The 18,440-nt window shown below is 63.6% G+C and carries 18 protein-coding genes; 16 read left to right on the forward strand and 2 right to left on the reverse strand.

Features of this window, described 5'->3' with window-relative positions:
* The first annotated feature begins 8 nt into the window (after positions 1 to 8).
* The 11 genes from aroA (at position 9) to cysM (ending at position 11,201) form a co-directional block, all read left to right on the forward strand.
* Positions 9 to 1,313, forward strand: coding sequence for a 3-phosphoshikimate 1-carboxyvinyltransferase (gene aroA / locus E1748_RS14325; RefSeq protein ID WP_133647880.1), 1,305 nt, complete (start codon positions 9 to 11; stop codon positions 1,311 to 1,313).
* A 43-nt stretch (positions 1,314 to 1,356) separates the two neighbouring features.
* Positions 1,357 to 2,043 (forward strand): (d)CMP kinase, encoded by a 687-nt coding sequence (cmk, locus tag E1748_RS14330; protein WP_133647881.1) that lies wholly within the window; start codon positions 1,357 to 1,359, stop codon positions 2,041 to 2,043.
* Positions 2,044 to 2,185: 142 nt separating this feature from the next.
* Positions 2,186 to 3,916 carry a 30S ribosomal protein S1 gene (gene rpsA / locus E1748_RS14335; protein WP_133647882.1) on the forward strand — a complete coding sequence of 577 codons (1,731 nt, stop codon included), beginning with the start codon at positions 2,186 to 2,188 and terminating at the stop codon, positions 3,914 to 3,916.
* A gap of 22 nt (positions 3,917 to 3,938) precedes the next feature.
* The gene (locus tag E1748_RS14340) at positions 3,939 to 4,262 is read left to right on the forward strand and encodes an integration host factor subunit beta (RefSeq protein ID WP_133647883.1); all 324 of its coding nucleotides are present in this window, start codon (positions 3,939 to 3,941) and stop codon (positions 4,260 to 4,262) included.
* A gap of 298 nt (positions 4,263 to 4,560) precedes the next feature.
* A complete protein-coding gene (locus E1748_RS14345; RefSeq protein WP_133647884.1) occupies positions 4,561 to 4,854 on the forward strand; it encodes a LapA family protein in 294 nt (97 codons plus the stop codon).
* 61 nt (positions 4,855 to 4,915) lie between these two features.
* Complete coding sequence (gene lapB / locus E1748_RS14350) at positions 4,916 to 6,091, forward strand: lipopolysaccharide assembly protein LapB (RefSeq protein WP_133647885.1); 1,176 nt, start codon at positions 4,916 to 4,918, stop codon at positions 6,089 to 6,091.
* Positions 6,092 to 6,184: 93 nt separating this feature from the next.
* Entirely contained in the window at positions 6,185 to 7,600 is a 1,416-nt protein-coding gene (locus tag E1748_RS14355) for a UDP-glucose dehydrogenase family protein (RefSeq protein ID WP_133647886.1), read from the forward strand.
* Complete coding sequence (rfaE1, locus tag E1748_RS14360; RefSeq protein WP_240766626.1) at positions 7,554 to 8,555, forward strand: D-glycero-beta-D-manno-heptose-7-phosphate kinase; 1,002 nt, start codon at positions 7,554 to 7,556, stop codon at positions 8,553 to 8,555. The genes E1748_RS14355 and rfaE1 overlap by 47 nt, the downstream gene beginning before the upstream one ends.
* 72 nt (positions 8,556 to 8,627) lie before the next feature.
* Positions 8,628 to 9,620 (forward strand): ADP-glyceromanno-heptose 6-epimerase, encoded by a 993-nt coding sequence (rfaD, locus tag E1748_RS14365; RefSeq protein WP_133647887.1) that lies wholly within the window; start codon positions 8,628 to 8,630, stop codon positions 9,618 to 9,620.
* Between the two features lie 77 nt (positions 9,621 to 9,697).
* The gene (locus tag E1748_RS14370; RefSeq protein WP_133647888.1) at positions 9,698 to 10,039 is read left to right on the forward strand and encodes a ComEA family DNA-binding protein; all 342 of its coding nucleotides are present in this window, start codon (positions 9,698 to 9,700) and stop codon (positions 10,037 to 10,039) included.
* 259 nt (positions 10,040 to 10,298) lie between these two features.
* The gene (gene cysM / locus E1748_RS14375; protein WP_133647889.1) at positions 10,299 to 11,201 is read left to right on the forward strand and encodes a cysteine synthase CysM; all 903 of its coding nucleotides are present in this window, start codon (positions 10,299 to 10,301) and stop codon (positions 11,199 to 11,201) included.
* A 91-nt stretch (positions 11,202 to 11,292) separates the two neighbouring features.
* On the opposite strand, the gene mltB is transcribed toward cysM, so the two are convergent.
* Entirely contained in the window at positions 11,293 to 12,561 is a 1,269-nt protein-coding gene (gene mltB / locus E1748_RS14380) for a lytic murein transglycosylase B (protein WP_133647890.1), read from the reverse strand.
* A gap of 246 nt (positions 12,562 to 12,807) precedes the next feature.
* Here mltB and E1748_RS14385 point away from each other — a divergent pair, with 246 nt between their 5' ends.
* Together E1748_RS14385 and E1748_RS14390 are read left to right on the forward strand one after the other, a co-directional pair.
* Positions 12,808 to 13,731 carry a histone deacetylase family protein gene (locus E1748_RS14385; RefSeq protein ID WP_133647891.1) on the forward strand — a complete coding sequence of 308 codons (924 nt, stop codon included), beginning with the start codon at positions 12,808 to 12,810 and terminating at the stop codon, positions 13,729 to 13,731.
* A gap of 37 nt (positions 13,732 to 13,768) precedes the next feature.
* Positions 13,769 to 14,599: an enoyl-CoA hydratase gene (locus E1748_RS14390; RefSeq protein ID WP_133647892.1), complete on the forward strand. Its 831-nt coding sequence runs from the start codon at positions 13,769 to 13,771 to the stop codon at positions 14,597 to 14,599.
* Between the two features lie 21 nt (positions 14,600 to 14,620).
* Here the strand turns inward: E1748_RS14390 and E1748_RS14395 are convergent, their stop codons facing one another.
* Positions 14,621 to 15,466, reverse strand: coding sequence for an alpha/beta hydrolase (locus E1748_RS14395; RefSeq protein ID WP_240766733.1), 846 nt, complete (start codon positions 15,464 to 15,466; stop codon positions 14,621 to 14,623).
* Positions 15,467 to 15,748: 282 nt separating this feature from the next.
* Here E1748_RS14395 and E1748_RS14400 point away from each other — a divergent pair, with 282 nt between their 5' ends.
* Genes E1748_RS14400 through E1748_RS14410 form a run of 3 tightly spaced genes read left to right on the forward strand, consistent with a single transcriptional unit; the run spans position 15,749 to position 18,276 of the window.
* Positions 15,749 to 16,783 (forward strand): methionine ABC transporter ATP-binding protein, encoded by a 1,035-nt coding sequence (locus tag E1748_RS14400; protein WP_133647894.1) that lies wholly within the window; start codon positions 15,749 to 15,751, stop codon positions 16,781 to 16,783.
* Positions 16,773 to 17,426 (forward strand): methionine ABC transporter permease, encoded by a 654-nt coding sequence (locus E1748_RS14405; protein WP_133647895.1) that lies wholly within the window; start codon positions 16,773 to 16,775, stop codon positions 17,424 to 17,426. Before E1748_RS14400 ends, E1748_RS14405 begins: the two co-directional genes overlap by 11 nt.
* A gap of 55 nt (positions 17,427 to 17,481) precedes the next feature.
* On the forward strand, positions 17,482 to 18,276 hold the full coding sequence (locus E1748_RS14410) for a MetQ/NlpA family ABC transporter substrate-binding protein (RefSeq protein WP_133647896.1): 795 nt from the start codon (positions 17,482 to 17,484) through the stop codon (positions 18,274 to 18,276).
* The last annotated feature ends 164 nt before the right edge of the window (positions 18,277 to 18,440 follow it).

Here is an 18,440-nt window from a genome sequence, read left to right on the forward strand (position 1 = left end):
GACACATCATGGATTACCTCGATCTCGGACCGTTCTCCCATGCGTCCGGCACCGTGCGTCTGCCGGGCTCGAAGAGCATTTCGAATCGCGTGCTGTTGCTCGCGGCGCTCGCCGAAGGCGAAACGACGATCACCAACCTGCTCGATTCCGACGACACCCGCGTGATGCTCGCGGCGCTCGAGCAGCTCGGCGTCAAGCTCGTGCGCGACGGCGATACCTGCGTCGTGACCGGCACACGCGGCGCGTTTACCGCGAAGACCGCCGATCTGTTCCTCGGCAATGCGGGCACCGCGGTGCGTCCGCTGACGGCCGCGCTCGCGGTGAACGGCGGCGAATACCGAGTGCACGGCGTGCCGCGCATGCACGAACGGCCGATCGGCGATCTGGTCGACGGGCTGCGGCAGATCGGCGCGAAAATCGATTACGAAGCGAACGAGGGTTATCCGCCGCTCGTCATCCACGCGGCACAGATCGCCGTCGATGCACCGATCCGCGTGCGCGGCGACGTGTCGAGCCAGTTCCTGACCGCGCTGCTGATGACACTGCCGCTGGTGCGCTCCAGCAGCGGATCGATCGTCGTTGAAGTCGAAGGCGAACTGATCTCGAAGCCGTACATCGACATCACGATCAAGCTGATGGCGCGCTTCGGTATCCGCGTCGAGCGCGAAGACTGGCAGCGCTTCACGGTGCCGTCGAGCCGGCGCTACCGGTCGCCGGGCAAGATCATGGTCGAAGGGGATGCGTCGACGGCGTCGTATTTCCTCGCGGCCGGTGTGATCGGCGGCGGTCCGCTGCGGGTCGAGGGTGTCGGCCGGTCGAGCATCCAGGGCGACGTCGGATTTGCCGACGCGCTGAACCGGATGGGCGCGAACGTGTCGATGGGCGACGACTGGATCGAAGTGCGCGGGATCGGCCACGATCACGGCAAGCTCGCGCCGATCGACATGGACTTCAACCTGATCCCCGACGCTGCGATGACGGTCGCGATTGCCGCACTGTTCGCGGACGGCCCGTCCACGTTGCGCAACATCGCGAGCTGGCGCGTGAAGGAAACCGACCGTCTCGCCGCGATGGCCACCGAACTCCGCAAGGTCGGCGCGACCGTGGAGGAGGGCGCGGACTACCTCGTCGTCACGCCGCCGGCACGCCTCACGCCGAACGCGGCGATCGATACCTACGACGATCACCGGATGGCGATGTGCTTCTCGCTGATCAGCCTGGGCGGCGTGCCGGTGCGGATCAACGATCCGAAGTGCGTCGGCAAGACGTTCCCCGATTATTTCGAGCGCTTTACGGCGCTCGCCACGCGCTGACGCCGGGTTTTCCTCCGGTTGGCCCCGACGAGCGACTTTTTCGATGAAACCGATCCGTCCTTTTCACCAGACGCCCGTCATTACGATCGACGGCCCCACTGCCTCCGGCAAGGGCACCGTGGCCGCGCTGGTGGCCGCCCACCTGGGCTTCCACCTGCTCGACAGCGGCGCGCTGTACCGGCTCGCCGCGCTCGCCAGCGTCCGCTACAACGTATCCGCAGACGACGCGGAGGCCCTCGCGAAGCTGGTCGATGAACTCCACATCACGTTCCGCGAAGGGCTTTCGCAGCTCGATGGCGTCGATGTATCGAGCGAAATCCGTGCCGAGGAAATCGGCCAGCGGGCGTCGGCAATTGCCGTCCACGCGCCCGTCCGGGCCGCGCTGGTCGCGCGTCAGCGGGCGTTCCGCAAGGAGCCGGGGCTGGTAGCCGACGGCCGCGACATGGGCACCGTGATCTTCCAGGATGCGGCGCTGAAAGTGTTTCTGACCGCCAGCGTCGAGGCTCGTGCTACGCGGCGCTATAAGCAATTGATCCAAAAAGGTTTTTCTGCTAATATAGATGACTTGCTCCGGGATTTGCGTGAACGTGACGAGCGCGATAGTCAGCGCACGGCCGCGCCGCTCAAGCCCGCAGCAGATGCAAGGCTGCTCGACACCTCCGCGCTGTCGGTCGACCAGGCGGTCGAACAGGTAGTGCAGTGGTATCAGTCGCTGGAGCCGCAGGCATGACGTGCGCATGAGCGTACGAGCGGCAAGGTAGGTGCTTCGCGAAGTCCGCGGGGCGTGTATTCAACCCCTTAACCCCGTGTGGGATTCGCTTTATCGCAGAGGCACACGCCGCTGCATCGGCCGCCAGGGCCGCGCGAAAACCATGCAAATTCCGATTTTTATGTCCGACCTGCAAACCTCCACCCCGAATACCGAATCTTTTGCGGCTCTGTTCGAAGAGTCGCTGACCAAGCAGGACATGCGCGCCGGCGAAGTGATCTCCGCCGAAGTCGTTCGTGTCGACCACAACTTCGTGGTTGTGAATGCTGGTCTCAAGTCCGAAGCCTACATCCCGCTCGAAGAGTTCCTGAACGACGCGGGTGAAGTGGAAGTGCAGGCGGGCGACTTCGTTTCCGTCGCGATCGACGCGCTGGAAAACGGCTACGGCGACACGATCCTGTCGCGCGACAAGGCGAAGCGTCTGGCTTCGTGGCTGTCGCTGGAAAAGGCACTCGACAACAACGAACTCGTGACCGGCACGATCACGGGCAAGGTCAAGGGCGGCATGACCGTGATGGTCAACGGTATCCGCGCGTTCCTGCCGGGTTCGCTGGTCGACACGCGTCCGGTCAAGGACACGACCCCGTACGAAGGCAAGACCCTCGAATTCCGCGTCATCAAGCTCGACCGCAAGCGTAACAACGTCGTGCTGTCGCGCCGCGCAGTGATCGAAGCCACGCAAGGCGAAGAGCGCGCGAAGCTGCTCGAAACGCTGAAGGAAGGCGCGATCGTTGAAGGCGTGGTGAAGAACATCACGGATTACGGCGCGTTCGTGGACCTCGGCGGTATCGACGGCCTGCTGCACATCACCGACATCGCATGGCGTCGTGTGCGTCACCCGAGCGAAGTTCTGTCGGTTGGCCAGGAAGTCACCGCGAAGATCCTCAAGTTCGATCAAGAGAAGAATCGCGTTTCGCTCGGCATCAAGCAACTCGGCGACGATCCGTGGGAAGGCATTTCCCGCCGTTACCCGTCGGGCACGCGTCTGTTCGGCAAGGTCACCAACATCACCGACTACGGCGCATTCGTCGAAGTGGAATCGGGCATCGAAGGCCTGGTTCACGTGTCGGAAATGGACTGGACGAACAAGAACGTTGCACCGTCGAAGGTTGTGCAGCTGGGCGACGAAGTCGAAGTCATGGTTCTCGAAATCGACGAAGACCGCCGCCGTATCAGCCTCGGCATGAAGCAGTGCAAGCCGAACCCGTGGGACGACTTCAGCCGCAACTTCAAGAAGGGCGACAAGCTGCAGGGCGCGATCAAGTCGATCACCGACTTCGGCGTGTTCATCGGTCTGCCTGGCGGCATCGACGGTCTGGTTCACCTGTCGGACCTGTCGTGGAGCGAAACCGGCGAAGAAGCCGTCCGCAAGTACAAGAAGGGCGACGAAGTGGAAGCGATCGTGCTCGGCATCGATGTCGAGAAGGAACGCATTTCGCTGGGCATCAAGCAGCTCGAAGGCGACCCGTTCAGCAACTTCGTTGCAATGAACGACAAGGGTTCGATCGTCGACGGCGTGGTCAAGACGGTGGACGCGAAGGGTGCAGTGGTTCAGCTGTCGACGGAAGTCGAAGGCTACCTGCGTGCTTCGGAAATCGCTCAGGACCGCGTGGAAGATGCGCGCAACGTGCTGAAGGAAGGCGACAAGGTCAACGCGATGATCATCAACATCGATCGCAAGTCGCGTGGCATTAACCTGTCGATCAAGGCGAAGGACTCGGCCGAACAGCAGGAAGCCATCCGCGGCCTCGCAGCCGACACCAGCTCGGCAGCGACCGGCACGACGAACCTCGGCGCGCTGCTGAAGGCCAAGCTCGACGGCCAGAATCAGTAAGCCTTAAGGGGTCTGCTGCAGTATGACCAAATCGGAATTGGTCGCCCAGCTGGCTACGCGATTTCCGCAACTTGTCCTCAAGGATGCGGATTTCGCGGTGAAGACGATGCTCGATGCGATGTCCGAGGCACTTGCCAAGGGCCATCGCATTGAAATTCGCGGCTTCGGCAGCTTCGGCCTTAACCGCCGTCCGTCTCGTGTCGGTCGCAATCCGAAGTCCGGTGAAAAGGTGCTGGTACCCGAGAAGTACGTACCGCATTTCAAACCGGGCAAGGAATTGCGCGAGCGGGTCGACCGGCGCGCGGGTGAGCCGCTGAAAGACGAAGGGCCCGACGACGATCTGTGAGCACCGCTGTTTGAACGTGCCCACAGTTGCCGGCGGCCCAAGCCACTCGGCAAGAAGACCAGAAAAAAGCGCCTGCGGGCGCTTTTTTTTCGCCCTTAAGTTTTGCCCGTAAGTTTTGCCCGTAAGCGACATGAGTCGATAGAGACCCGAAAGCCTCCGTAAGCCGCCCACACCACCGGTTCTGTCCAGCGGTAAGGGGCTTCATTTACAATACGGGTCACTTCGGCGCGGGCAGCACCGTGGCGCGATGCGTCATCAGGCCGGCGTCATCCCGCAACCGCCGTCAAGAGATCTACTCATGAAATTTATCGTCTGGTTGATCCGCGTACTGGTGTTCGTGCTGCTGCTGGTGCTCGCACTCTCCAATACGCAAACCGCCACGCTGAATTTCCTGGCTGGCTATCAATGGCAGGCACCGTTGATCCTGATCGGCCTCGCGTTCTTCGTCGTCGGGCTGCTGGCCGGCCTCGTGTCGTCGTTGCCGGCGGTGTTCCGGCTGCGGCTCGAGAACGGTCGTCTGAAGCGCGATCTGCGTGTCGCGCGCGAAGCGCCCGTGGTCGTCGAACAGCCGCCGATGCCGCCTTTGATGTGAGCCACCTCCATGCCGCGCGTTCCGACGCGCGGCGTTCGTTTCCGCATTCACGACCTTACGCATGGATCTAGACTACTGGTGGCTGCTCGTCATACCCGTCGCTTTCGCGCTCGGCTGGATGGCCGCGCGTTACGACCTGAAGACGCTGTTGTCCGAGAGCGCCAACCTGCCGCGTTCGTATTTTCGAGGTCTCAATTTTCTGCTGAACGAGCAGCCGGACCAGGCGATCGACGCGTTCATCGAGGTCGTCAAGCTCGACCCCGAAACGATCGAGCTGCACTTCGCGCTCGGTAACCTGTTTCGCCGGCGCGGCGAAACCGATCGCGCGATCCGCGTGCATCAGAATCTGCTGAGTCGCACCGACCTGCCGGTGAAAGAGCGCGATCACGCGCTGTTCGAACTCGGGCAGGACTTCCTGAAGGCGGGGCTGCTCGATCGCGCGGAAGAAACCTTCCGTTCGCTCGAGACCGGCGATCACGCGCTCGGCGCACAGCGTGCGCTGCTGACCATCTACGAAATCGAGAAGGACTGGAACAAGTCGATCGATACCGCGCGTCGTCTCGAATCGATGGGCGCAGGGTCGCTCGACAAGGAAATCGCTCAGTTCCACTGCGAGCTCTCGCAGGAAGCATTGCAGGCGAAGAAGTCCGATGAGGCCCGCCGGCAACTCGACCTCGCGTTGCGCGCGAATCCGCAGAGCGTGCGCGCGACGATCCTGTCGGGCGAAGTCGATGCGACCGGCGGCGACGACGCGAAAGCAATCGTGCAGTGGCGCAAGGTCGAGGAGCAGAATCCCGCGTATCTGCCACTCGTCGCCGAGAAGCTGATGAAGGCTTACACGGCGCTGGGCCGTCAGGAAGAGGGCGCGGATTTACTCACCACGTGGGTGGACCGCTATCCGTCGAACGATCTGCTCGACGTCGCGTATCAGCATGTCGCATCGGTGCGCGGACCCGACGCGGCGCACGCGCTCGCACGCACACAAATGCAGAAGTCGCCGACGCTCGCGGGCATGACGCGCCTGCTCGAAGCACAGCAGGCGACGGCCGAAGAGCCGCGCCGCGGCGAACTCGATCTGATGCGTACGCTGATCAAACAGCGTACGAAGAATCTGCCGCGCTACACGTGCCAGAATTGCGGTTTCCGGGCGCGGCTTTTCTACTGGCAATGTCCGGGCTGCAGCGGTTGGGAAACCTATGCGCCGCGCCGCGTCGAACCGATCGCGGCGACGAGCTGAACGCGGGACGGCGAGCGCCGTGCGTCGCGTGACGCACGGCACGGCCGAACCGATCACCGGAACCCTTCACCGGAATCTACTACCGGAACGCGTATGAAAATCTCCATCATCGGTACGGGCTATGTCGGCCTCGTCACAGGCGCGTGTCTTGCCGAAATCGGCAACGACGTGTTTTGTCTCGACGTCGATCCGCGCAAGATCGGGATCCTGAACGGCGGCGGTGTGCCGATTCACGAGCCCGGTCTGCAGGAAATCATCGCGCGCACGCGTGCGGCCGGCCGAATCACATTCTCGACCGACGTCGCGGCGAGCGTCGAACACGGCGACGTGCAGTTCATTGCAGTCGGTACGCCGCCCGACGAAGACGGTTCAGCCGATCTGCAATACGTGCTCGAAGCGGCGCGCAACATCGGCCGCTACATGAACAGCTATAAGGTGATCGTCGACAAGTCGACGGTGCCGGTCGGCACGGCGGAACGCGTGCGCACGGTCGTCGCCGAAGAGCTCGCGAAACGCGGCCTCGCGGACAGCCCGAAGCATCGCTTCTCGGTGGTGTCGAATCCGGAGTTCCTGAAGGAAGGCGCGGCTGTCGACGACTTCATGCGACCCGACCGCATCGTGCTTGGCATCGACGACGACGTACCCGGCGAAAAGGCCCGCGAAACGATGAAGCGTCTGTACGCGCCGTTCAACCGCAATCACGAACGCACGCTGTACATGGACGTGCGTTCCGCCGAGTTCACGAAGTACGCGGCCAACGCGATGCTCGCGACGCGCATCTCGTTCATGAACGAGATGGCGAATCTCGCTGATCGCGTCGGCGCCGACATCGAAGCGGTGCGTCGCGGCATCGGCTCGGATCCGCGCATCGGTTATCACTTCCTGTACGCGGGCGTCGGCTACGGCGGTTCGTGCTTCCCGAAGGACGTGCAGGCGCTGATCCGCACCGCGAGCGAGAGCGGCCACAACCTGAAAATTCTCGAAGCCGTCGAGGACGTGAATCACGCGCAGAAGGAAATCCTCGTGCGCAAGATCACCGATTCGCTCGGCGCCGATCTGAACGGCCGTACGTTCGCCGTGTGGGGACTCGCGTTCAAGCCGAATACCGACGACATGCGCGAAGCACCGAGCCGTCGACTGATCGCCGAACTGCTCACACGCGGCGCAACGGTGCGAGCGTACGATCCAGTCGCGGTCGACGAGGCGCGTCGCGTGTTCGCGATGGATCTCGACAACGCGCCCGACCAGCGCGCGCGCCTGCACTTCGTCAACACGCAGGACGAAACGCTGACCGGCGCGGACGCGCTCGTCATCGTCACCGAATGGAAGGAATTCAAGAGCCCCGATTTCGCGCATCTGAAATCGGTGCTGAAGTCGCCGTTGATCTTCGACGGCCGCAACCTGTACGAACCGGGAACGATGGCGGAACTCGGCATCGACTACCACTCGATTGGACGCCCCTATGCTGAACCCACCGACCGCCAGGCCGACACAACCGCACGTGCCTGAAGCCACGACACCCGTTCCGGACGCTGTCGTCGTGCCGCGCGAACGGCTCGCGCGGGCGCGCGTGCTGGTGGTCGGCGACGTGATGCTCGACCGCTACTGGTTCGGCGACGTCAATCGCATCTCGCCGGAAGCGCCGGTGCCGGTCGTGCACGTGCAGAAGCAGGAAGACCGCCTGGGCGGCGCGGCGAACGTCGCGCGCAACGCGGCGGCGCTCGGCGCGCAATCGGGGCTGCTGTGCGTGGTCGGCCACGACGAGCCGGGCGAGCGCATCGTGCAACTGCTCGGCGACAGCGGCGTCACGCCGTACCTCGAACGCGATCCCGCGCTGCTCACGACGATCAAGCTGCGCGTGCTGTCGCGTCAGCAGCAGTTACTGCGCGTCGATTTCGAGAATTCACCGACGCACGAAGTGCTGCTCGCCGGCCTCGCGCGCTTCGACGAACTGCTGCCCGCGCACGATGTGATCCTGCTGTCCGATTACGCGAAGGGTGGCCTCACGCACGTCACGCGGATGATCGCGCGGGCGCGCGAAGCGGGCCGGCCGGTACTGGTCGATCCGAAGGGCGACGACTGGGAGCGTTATCGCGGCGCGACGCTGATCACGCCGAATCGCGCGGAGCTGCGCGAGGTGGTCGGGCAGTGGAAATCGGAAGAAGATCTGCATGCACGCGTCGCGAAACTGCGTGCCGATCTCGAACTCGACGCACTGCTGCTCACACGCTCGGAAGAGGGCATGACGCTCTTCTGCGAGGAGGGCATCCTGCACGCTTCGGCGGTTGCACGCGAAGTGTATGATGTGTCGGGTGCCGGCGACACCGTGATCGCCACGCTCGCCACGATGCTCGGCGCGGGCCTGTCGCTCGTCGAAGCCGTATCGCTCGCGAACCGCGCGGCCGGCATCGTGGTCGGCAAGCTCGGCACCGCTACCGTCGACTACGACGAACTGTTCAACTGATGCCGCGCACGGCCGTGCGTCGCACAGCGATGCGCGGCCTGCCCGGCGGTTCTCACTCAACGCGGGACCATCATGACCCTCATCGTCACCGGCGCAGCCGGCTTCATCGGCAGCAATATCGTCAAGGCGCTCAACGAGCGAGGCGAGCAGCGCATCATCGCCGTCGACAACCTCACGCGTGCCGACAAATTCAAGAACCTCGTCGACTGCGAGATCGACGACTATCTCGACAAGACCGAATTCGTCGAGCGTTTCGCACGCGGCGACTTCGGCAAGGTGCGTGCAGTCTTCCACGAAGGCGCCTGTTCGGACACGATGGAAACCGACGGCCGCTACATGATGGACAACAACTTCCGCTACAGCCGCGCGGTGCTCGACACGTGTCTCGCGCAGGGTGCGCAGTTTCTGTACGCGTCGTCGGCGGCGATCTACGGCGGCTCGAGCCGCTTCGTCGAAGACCGCGAAGTGGAAGCGCCGCTGAACGTGTACGGCTATTCGAAGTTCCTGTTCGATCAAGTGATCCGTCGCGTGCTGCCGACCGCAAAAAGCCAGATCGCGGGCTTCCGCTATTTCAACGTGTACGGGCAGCGCGAAACGCACAAGGCGCGCATGGCGTCGGTCGCGTTTCACAACTTCAACCAGTTCCGCGCGGAAGGCAAGGTCAAGCTGTTCGGCGAATACAACGGCTACGGTGCGGGCGAGCAGACACGCGACTTCGTCTCGGTCGAAGACGTGACGAAGGTGAACCTGTTCTTCTTCGATCATCCGGAGAAGTCCGGCATCTTCAATCTGGGCACCGGCCGCGCGCAACCGTTCAACGATATCGCGACGAGCGTCGTCAACACGCTGCGCGCGCTGAATAACGAGGTGCCGCTGTCGCTCGCCGAGCAGGTGCAGCGCGGGCTGATCGAATACGTACCGTTCCCCGATGCGTTGCGCGGCAAGTATCAATGCTTCACACAGGCCGATCAGACGAAGCTGCGCGCGGCCGGCTACGATGCGCCGTTCCTGACGGTGCAGGAAGGCGTCGACCGCTACGTGCGTTGGCTGTTCGGCCAGCTGTAACTCCTCCTCCCGCGTCCTTACACTGGGATCTCCCGGTCGGCGATCGTCGCCGGCCGGTAGCATCAGGGAGATTCCATATGTTCCGAAAAATCTTGGTTACGGCGGCCATGCTCGCCGCGTTCGGTCACGCGTATGCGGCCGTGGACGTCAACACGGCGAACGAGGACGCACTGCGCGGCATCAAGGGCATTGGCCCGGCGAAAGCAAAAGCGATTCTCGACGAGCGCGGCGCTCACGGTCCGTTTAAGGACGCGAGCGATCTCGGCAAGCGCGTCAAGGGTATGGGTGGGCATACCATCGAGCGGCTGCAGGCGGAAGGTCTCGCTGTCGGTCCGGCTGGCGCTGCTGCTGGCGCACAGGCTGCGGCGAAGACCGCACCCGCAGTGAAGAGCGGCGCGACGACGGTGGCGAAGAAATAGCCGGTCGCTGCACGGGCTCTGCATGTGGCATGTGCATGTGGCCATGCAACGCTGCGTGCTTTGCCTCCGGTTGGATTTCACGATCAGATCACTCCTTCAGCCGTCGCTCAGATGACTGGCTCCCGCGGTACTCGCCGCGGGTTTTTTGCGTGGCGATCGCGGTATCGCTATCTGTACTGCCAGCAGGGACGAACAGCGATGCGTTGCCGGGTGGTTTAGAATCAGCAGATTACTGATCGTCCCGGCAATCGAATTCCATATGGCTTACAAAACAATCGAAGACACGATCGGCAATACGCCGCTCGTTCAGCTCGTCCGCCTGGTCGACGACGAGATCCGCGGCCGCAACAACGTGGTGCTCGGCAAGCTCGAAGGGAATAACCCGGCGGGCTCGGTGAAGGATCGGCCTGCGATGTCGATGATCCGCCAGGCCGAAAAGCGCGGACGCATCAAGCCGGGCGATACATTGATCGAAGCGACGAGCGGCAACACGGGCATCGGCCTCGCGATGGCCGCCGCAATTCGCGGCTACAAGATGGTGCTGTTGCTGCCGGAGGATCTGTCGATCGAACGTCGACAGAGCATGGGCGCGTACGGCGCGGAGATCGTGCTGACGCCGGTGACGGGCGGCATGGAGTACGCACGCGATCTCGCCGAGCAGATGCAGCGCGACGGCAAGGGCGTGATCCTCGATCAGTTCGCGAACCCGGATAACCCGCTCGCGCATTACGAATCGACCGGCCCGGAAATCTGGCGCGATACAGAAGGACGCGTCACGCACTTCGTCTCCGCGATGGGCACGACGGGCACGATCATGGGCGTGTCGCAATATCTGAAGGAACAGAATTCCGCGATCGAGGTGATCGGTGCGCAGCCGGAAGATGGCTCGCGCATTCCGGGCATCCGCAAGTGGCCCGAAGCGTACATGCCGAAGATCTTCGATCGCAGCCGTGTGGATCGCACGGAGAACGTGAGCCAGGCTGCCGCGGAAGCGATGGCGCGCCGGCTCGCGGCAGTCGAAGGGATTTTTTGCGGGATCTCGTCGGCGGGTGCGTGCGAGGTTGCGCTGCGCGTCGCACGTCAGGTCGAGAATGCGACGATTGTGTTTATCGTCTGCGATCGTGGTGATCGCTATCTGTCGACGGGTGTGTTTCCGGCCTGAGTGTGATGGTGTTTTAGCGGGTTCTTCCGCAGCAAGAAAAAGCGCTGGTCGAGCCAGCGCTTTTTTTATCGTCGAGCGACTTGTCTCGCGCTCACTGCATCGCAGGATTCGAAGCGGGTGCAGGCATCGGCACAGCAGGCGCCGCCGCATCCGCTGCTTCCATCTGAGCCTTGATGCGCTCTCCCAGCTGATACACCGCGAGTGCATAGAAGAAGCTGCGATTGTAGCGCGTCAGCACGTAGAAGTTTTTCAGGCCGAGCTTGTATTCGGTCGGCCGTCCGGGTGTCGGTAGATCGACCACCGTGACCGGCGTGCCCGCTTCGGCGGCGATGTCGAGCGTCGGTTCGTCGAGCACGAGACCGGCGCGCAGCAGTTGCGCGAGCGGCCAGTGCGGTTCGGGCTGACCGTCCGCGGCCGCCTGCGCGATGCCCTGGCTGCCTGCGTCGCCGGCGATCTTCCACACCACCGGCCGGCCATTCTCCCAGCCGTTCTGCTTTAGATAGTTCGCGACGCTGCCGATCGCATCGGCCGGGCTGTTGCGCAGATCGATCTGCTTGTTGCCGTCGTAGTCGACCGCGTATTGCACGATGCTGCTCGGCAGAAACTGCGGAATGCCGATTGCGCCGGTGTACGAACCGAGCACTGTGGTCGGGTCGATCTGCGAATCGCGCGTCCACACGAGGTAGTCGGCGAGGTTCTTGCGGAACGTCGCCTCGCGGTCCGCGCGGTTCTTCGTATCCGGATAGTCGAACGTCAGTGTTGTCAGCGCATCGAGCACGCGGAAGTTGCCCATGTAGCGCCCATAGATCGTCTCCACGCCGATGATGCCGACGATCACTTCCGGCGGCACGCCGAACTCTTCATACGCGCGCTGCAGCGTCGCCTGGTTGCTGCGCCAGAAGCGCACGCCCGCATTGATCCGGACCGGATCGAGGAAGCGCGCCTGATAGACGCGCCAGTTCTTGATCGTTGGCGACGGCGAGGGCGTCACGAGTTTCACGGCCGTTGCCGAGTAACTGACGCCGCCGAACAGCGTGTGCAGCGCGGCGGGATCGAAATCGTAGCGCGCGACCATGTCGTTGATGAACGCGTCGACGTTCGCGTTGTTTGCGTAGCGCTGCGGGATGATCTCTTCTTCGAATGTCTGTCCTTGCGGCACGCGCGGCTGCGGCTGGGACTGTGCGAGCAGTGCGGGCTGAGGCACTACCGGCGTTGTCTGAGCGGTTTGTGCATCCGCCGGCGCACTGCCTGCGATCAGACAGAATGCCGCTGCTGCTACAGCCAGAGTCGTGATGCCGAACCGGTTCGATACGCGTGAGAAGGTCGTTGCCGAGGCGGGCGAAGCAAGCTTGACAGTCATAGGGGAGCGGTTGTGCGCGGACAGGGAGAACAAGAGGAAAACTCGGGGCAGCTCAGGCCAGTATACCCGACGCTTTCCACGCCTCCGGACGAAAACGGGCCGGTGTCGCGGCTACGGCACGTATCCACGAGGCCCCCGCACATTCCTCGCCGCATCGTGTGGTAAGTTGATGTTTATTCGCGCGCCCCGCCGCGCCCAGACGGAGACACGCCGCGCACGCTTCGCGCTGCCGGCAGAACACGATTCATGGCCACAGGCTTCTACTCCCACACCGACTGTCTACTGCACGAAATGGGGCAGTGGCATCCCGAATGCCCCGCACGTCTGCAGTCGATCGAAGACCAGTTGATCGCGAGCCGCATCGACGCGCTGATCGAACGCGAGTCGCCGCCGCTCGCCGACGAAGCCGCGCTGCTGCGCGTGCATACGCAGGCACACGTCGACTACCTGCGCGAGCGCGCGCCGTCCGAAGGTTACGCAGAGATCGACCCCGACACCACGATGAACCGGCACTCGTTGCAGGCTGCGTTGCGTGCGGCGGGCGCGGCGGTCGCTGCCACCGACGCAGTGATCGAAGGCCGCTACGACAACGCGTTCTGCGCGGTGCGGCCGCCGGGTCATCACGCGGAGCCTGCGCGTGCGATGGGCTTCTGCTTCTTCAACAACGTCGCGATCGCGGCACGTCACGCGCTGGAGGTGCATGGGCTCGAGCGGGTCGCGGTCATCGATTTCGACGTGCATCACGGCAACGGCACCGAGGCTGCATTTTCTGGCGATCCGCGCGTGCTGATGTGCAGCTTTTTCCAGCACCCGTTCTATCCGTTTTCGGGCGCGGACAACCAGGCCACGAATATGGTCAACGTGCCGATGCCGGCGCGCTCGAAGGGGATGGCAGTACGCGAAGCCGTCGATCTCGTGTGGCTGCCGCGCTTGCATGCGTTCAAGCCGGAGATGGTGTTCGTGTCCGCCGGTTTCGATGCGCATCGCGAGGACGATCTCGGCAACATGGGGCTCGTCGAAGACGACTACGTGTGGCTGACCGACCAGATTCGCGACATCGCGAACCGCTATGCGCAGGGCCGCATCGTCAGTTGCCTCGAAGGCGGCTACAACCTGTCGGCGCTCGGGCGCAGCGTGGTCGCGCACGTGCGCGCGCTGGCCGGCATCTAGATTTTTGTTCCACCGTCGTCACGCAAAGGAGTCCGTCATGAGCGCGATACCCCATTCGTCCTCTGATAAGGCCGACACCACCGGTGCGCTCGTCGAGCTTACGCACGATGCGTTCGGCGTGCAGGGCATCGTGTGCGTGACGCTCAACCGGCCTGACGCATTCAATGCGTTGTCGGAAGCGTTGCTCGACGAACTGCACATGCAGCTCACCGCGCTCGGGCAATCGGATGCACGCGTGGTCGTAATCGCTGGCGCAGGTCGCGCGTTCTGCGCGGGCCACGATCTGAAGGAAATGCGCGCGGCGCCATCGGCGGCGTACTACGAGTCGTTGTTCACGCGCTGTACGAAAGTGATGCTGGCGATCCAGCGAATGCCGCAGCCGGTGATCGCGCGGGTGCACGGCATCGCGACCGCGGCCGGTTGCCAGCTCGTTGCGATGTGCGATCTCGCGGTCGCGGCGGACTCCGCGCGCTTCGCGGTGTCGGGTGTGAACCTGGGGCTTTTCTGCGCGACGCCGTCGGTGCCGCTGTCACGCAATCTGTCGCGCAAGGCCGCGCTCGAAATGCTGCTGACCGGCGAGTTCATCGATGCGCATCGCGCGCAGCAGCAGGGGCTCGTCAATCGAGTCGCGCCGCTCGACGAGCTCGATGCGACGGTCGCCGCACTCGCCGCGAGCATCTGTGCGAAACCGCGTGAAGCGGTGCAAGCAGGCAAGGCGCTGTTCTACCGGCAGCTCGAGATGGGCGTCGAGGCCGCATATCAACTGGCTGGTCACACGATGGCCTGCAACATGATGGACGAGTCGGCGCTAGAAGGCGTGCAGGCGTTCATCGACAAACGTCCGCCGGACTGGTCACACTCGCGCTGACGCAATCCTGGTCGACGCGAGCTACGCCGCTTCAGCACGCGTGCTGTGCGACGTAATCCACGCGATCAGCGCATCGATCACACGATCCCGGTCGAGATCGTTCATCGTCTCGTGATAACTCTTTTCGTATAACGTCAGCGTCTTGTCCGGCGAGCCCGCGTGCGCGCCGAACGCGCGGCTGCCGTCCGGCTCGGTGAGCTTGTCCTCGGTGCCGTGATAGACGAGCAGCGGAACGCGCAGTGCGTCGCGACCGCGTTCGATGCGCGCCATCGCGAGCAGCAGTTCCGCACCGGTGCGCGCGGGAACGGCACCGTGATGCACAAGCGGGTCGGCGATATTTTCCGCGACGACCGCCGGGTCGCGCGACAGCAGCGCCGCGTCGATTTTCAGCGCGGGGAAGCCAGGCCACACGCGGCTGATGACCTGACTCAACGAGAGCATCCAGCGCGGCACGTCGCGTCCGGGCGCGAGCGCGGGGCTCGACAGGATCAGGCCGGCGAACGGTCGAGCACGCGCGTCGGCGCGTTCGACTGCATACAGCGCGGCGATCGCGCCACCCATGCTGTGTCCCATCAGAAACAGCGGCGCGCTGCTGCGACTGGCGACGCCGACGAGCGCGTCGGCGTCGTGCAGATAGTCGTCGAAACGCTCGACCCACGCGCGCCGGCCAGGCGCGCGACCGTGACCGCGTAGATCGATCGCGACCAGTTCGATGCCAGCGTCGTTCAGACGCTGAGCGAGCGCCGCGTAGCGCCCCGCATGCTCGGCGAGACCGTGCACCAGCGCGACCGTCGCGCGCGGCGCGCTCGCCGTCGGCCAGCGATACAGCGGCAGCTCGACGCCGTCGGCGGTCATTGCGACGGACATCTGCGGCGCCGCAGACGCGCTGACTGCGCGTACATCGTGGCGGGTCGTCTCCATGGCCCTCTCCCTTTATCGTGGTGCGAACGATCATAGAGGCAGTCATGTACAGATCGCACGCGCGAGCACCGCGCGCGGCCTCTAATTCTTCTCTGTTATGAAAAGATCGGAATTGATTATTAAGGGAAATGTCGACGCTGCGGTAAAATCGCGGCTCTTTTCCTTACCTGCAGCGGCGGCTGACCGTCGGCGGCGATACGTCGCCCGGCAGACCGCCGTTTCGTTTTCATGATCGAAATACGCAACATCTCGCAGCGCTTCGCGGGGCCCCGCGGATGGGTCGAAGCGCTGCACAACGTCAATCTGTCGATTCCGCACGGCGAAGTCTTCGGCATCATCGGACGCAGCGGCGCCGGCAAGAGCACGCTGGTGCGCACGATCAATCTGCTGACGCGGCCCACCGAAGGCAACATCGTCGTCGATGGCCGCGATCTCACGACCTTGCCCGCCGCGCAGCTGCGCGAAGCGCGTCGCGAGATCGGCATGATCTTCCAGCACTTCAATCTGCTGTCGTCGCGCACCGTCTACGACAACGTTGCGCTGCCGCTCGAACTGGCTGGCATGAAGCGCGCGGACATCCAGGCGACCGTCGAGCCGCTGCTCGAACTCGTCGGGCTGTCCGCGCAACGCGACCGCTATCCCGCGCAGATCAGCGGCGGACAGAAGCAGCGCGTGGGCATCGCACGCGCGCTCGCCAGCAAGCCGAAGGTGTTGTTGTCCGACGAAGCCACGTCCGCGCTCGATCCCGAAACCACCCGCGCGATTCTCGACTTGCTGAGACGCATCAACCGCGAACTCGGTTTGACCGTCGTGCTGATCACGCACCAGATGGACGTGATCAAGCAGGTGTGCGATCGCGTCGCGGTGCTGGACGCGGGCCGCGTCGTCGAAGAGGGCAAGGTGATCGACGTGTTCCTGCAGCCGCATCACGAAGTGACGCGTGCATTGATCGGCGATGTGATCGCGCAGGAACTGCCGCCCGCGATGAAGGCGCGTGTCGCCGAGCGGTTGAAGTCCGGCAGCGGCCATCTGCTGCGGCTCGCGTTCACCGGTTCGGGCGTCGACCAGCCGATCCTGTCGGAGACGATCCGCCGCTACGAACTCGATTTCAACATCCTGCATGGACAGATCGACGAGATCCAGGGGCAGGCATTCGGTTCGCTCGCGGTACTCGCGGGCGGCGAACCGGTAAAGGTCGCGCAGGCCATTACGTTCCTGCGCGAGCAGGGCGTCGTCGTCGAGGAGCTTTCGTATGTTGAGTGAAATGTTCGATATGTTCGTGCAGTCGTTCTGGGAAACGCTCGTGATGGTGGGCATTTCCGGCGCGATCGGTGCACTCGTCGGCTTGCCGCTCGGCGTGCTGCTGTATCTGACCGACCGCCAGGGCGTGCTGCAGAACATCGCGGTGAATCGCGTGATGGGTGTCGTCGTCAATGCCGTGCGCTCGACGCCGTTCATCATCCTGCTGGTCGCCGTGATTCCGTTCACGCGGCTCGTCGTCGGGTCGTCGATCGGCACGGCGGCGGCCGTCGTGCCGTTGACCATCGCGTCGGCGCCGTTCATCGCGCGGCTCGTCGAAACGGCGCTGCGCGAGGTGGATCGCGGACTGATCGAAGCCGCTCAGGCAATGGGCGCGACGACCAGCCAGATCGTATTCAAGGTGCTGTTGCCGGAATCGCTACCGGGCGTCGTCGCCGGACTGACGATCACGTTCGTTTCGCTGGTCGGCTATTCGGCGATGGCCGGCGCGATCGGCGGCGGCGGGCTCGGGGATCTCGGCATTCGCTACGGTTATCAGCGCTTCCTGCCGGAGGTGATGCTCACGGTCGTCGTGATCCTGATCGTGTTCGTTCAGGTGGTGCAGTCGTTCGGGGACTGGCTCGTGCGTCGGCTGAGCCATAAATAAATCACGCGGGCTTCGCGTCCGCTCATACGTTCACAGCAAAAATAAAAGGTCGATCATGCAACGTCGTTCTTTCCTGGGATTCGCAGCCGCACTCGGCGCCGCTGCATTGTTCGCCGCTTCGGCGCATGCCGAAGACACGATCAAGGTCGGCGTCACCGGCGGTCCGCATGCGCAACTGATGGACGTCGTGAAGACCGTCGCCGCGAAGAACGGACTGACCATCAAGGTCATCGAGTTCTCCGATTACGTGCAGCCGAATGCGGCGCTGGCCGCCGGCGATCTCGACGCGAACAGCTATCAGCACGAGCCCTATCTGCAGTCGCAGATCAAGGATCGCGGCTACAAGCTGATCAAGATCGCCGATACGGTGACGTTCCCGATGGGCATTTATTCGAAGAAGTTCAAGTCGCTGGCCGAGCTGCCGGCGGGCGCGAAGATCGCGGTGCCGAACGATCCGACCAACGGCGGCCGCGCGTTGCTGCTGCTGCAGAAGAACGGCCTGCTGAAACTGCGTGCCGACGCGGGTCTGAAGGCGACGCCGCTCGATATCGTCGACAACCCGAAGAAGCTGAAGATCGTCGAACTCGACGCAGCGCAGATTCCGCGTTCGCTCGGCGACGTCGACGCCGCCGCGATCAACACGAACTTCGCGATGGAAGCGGGACTGAAGCCGACCCAGGACGCGATCGCGATCGAGGATCCGAAGGGCCCGTATGTGAACATCATCGCGATCCGCGAAGCCGACCGCAACAAGCCGTGGGTCGCGAAACTGGTCGCCGCATATCACTCGACGGAAGTGAAGCAGTTCGTCGCGAGCAAGTTCGGCGGCTCGGTGATTGCGGCGTGGTGATGGCCGCGCGGCGCATAGACCTTGGCGCGTAGCCCGATTAGAAGGGCGGATCGGAACCCGGACTTGGCGTCCGGGTTTTTTTTCGCTTAGAATAGAACGATCGTTCGCTATTGTCGGTGCGCCACTGAGAAGCGATATCCTCGAGGACCCTACCTTCGGCGGGG

Origin of the sequence: Paraburkholderia flava (genome assembly GCF_004359985.1) — a bacterium.
Classification (GTDB): Bacteria; Pseudomonadota; Gammaproteobacteria; order Burkholderiales; family Burkholderiaceae; genus Paraburkholderia; species Paraburkholderia flava.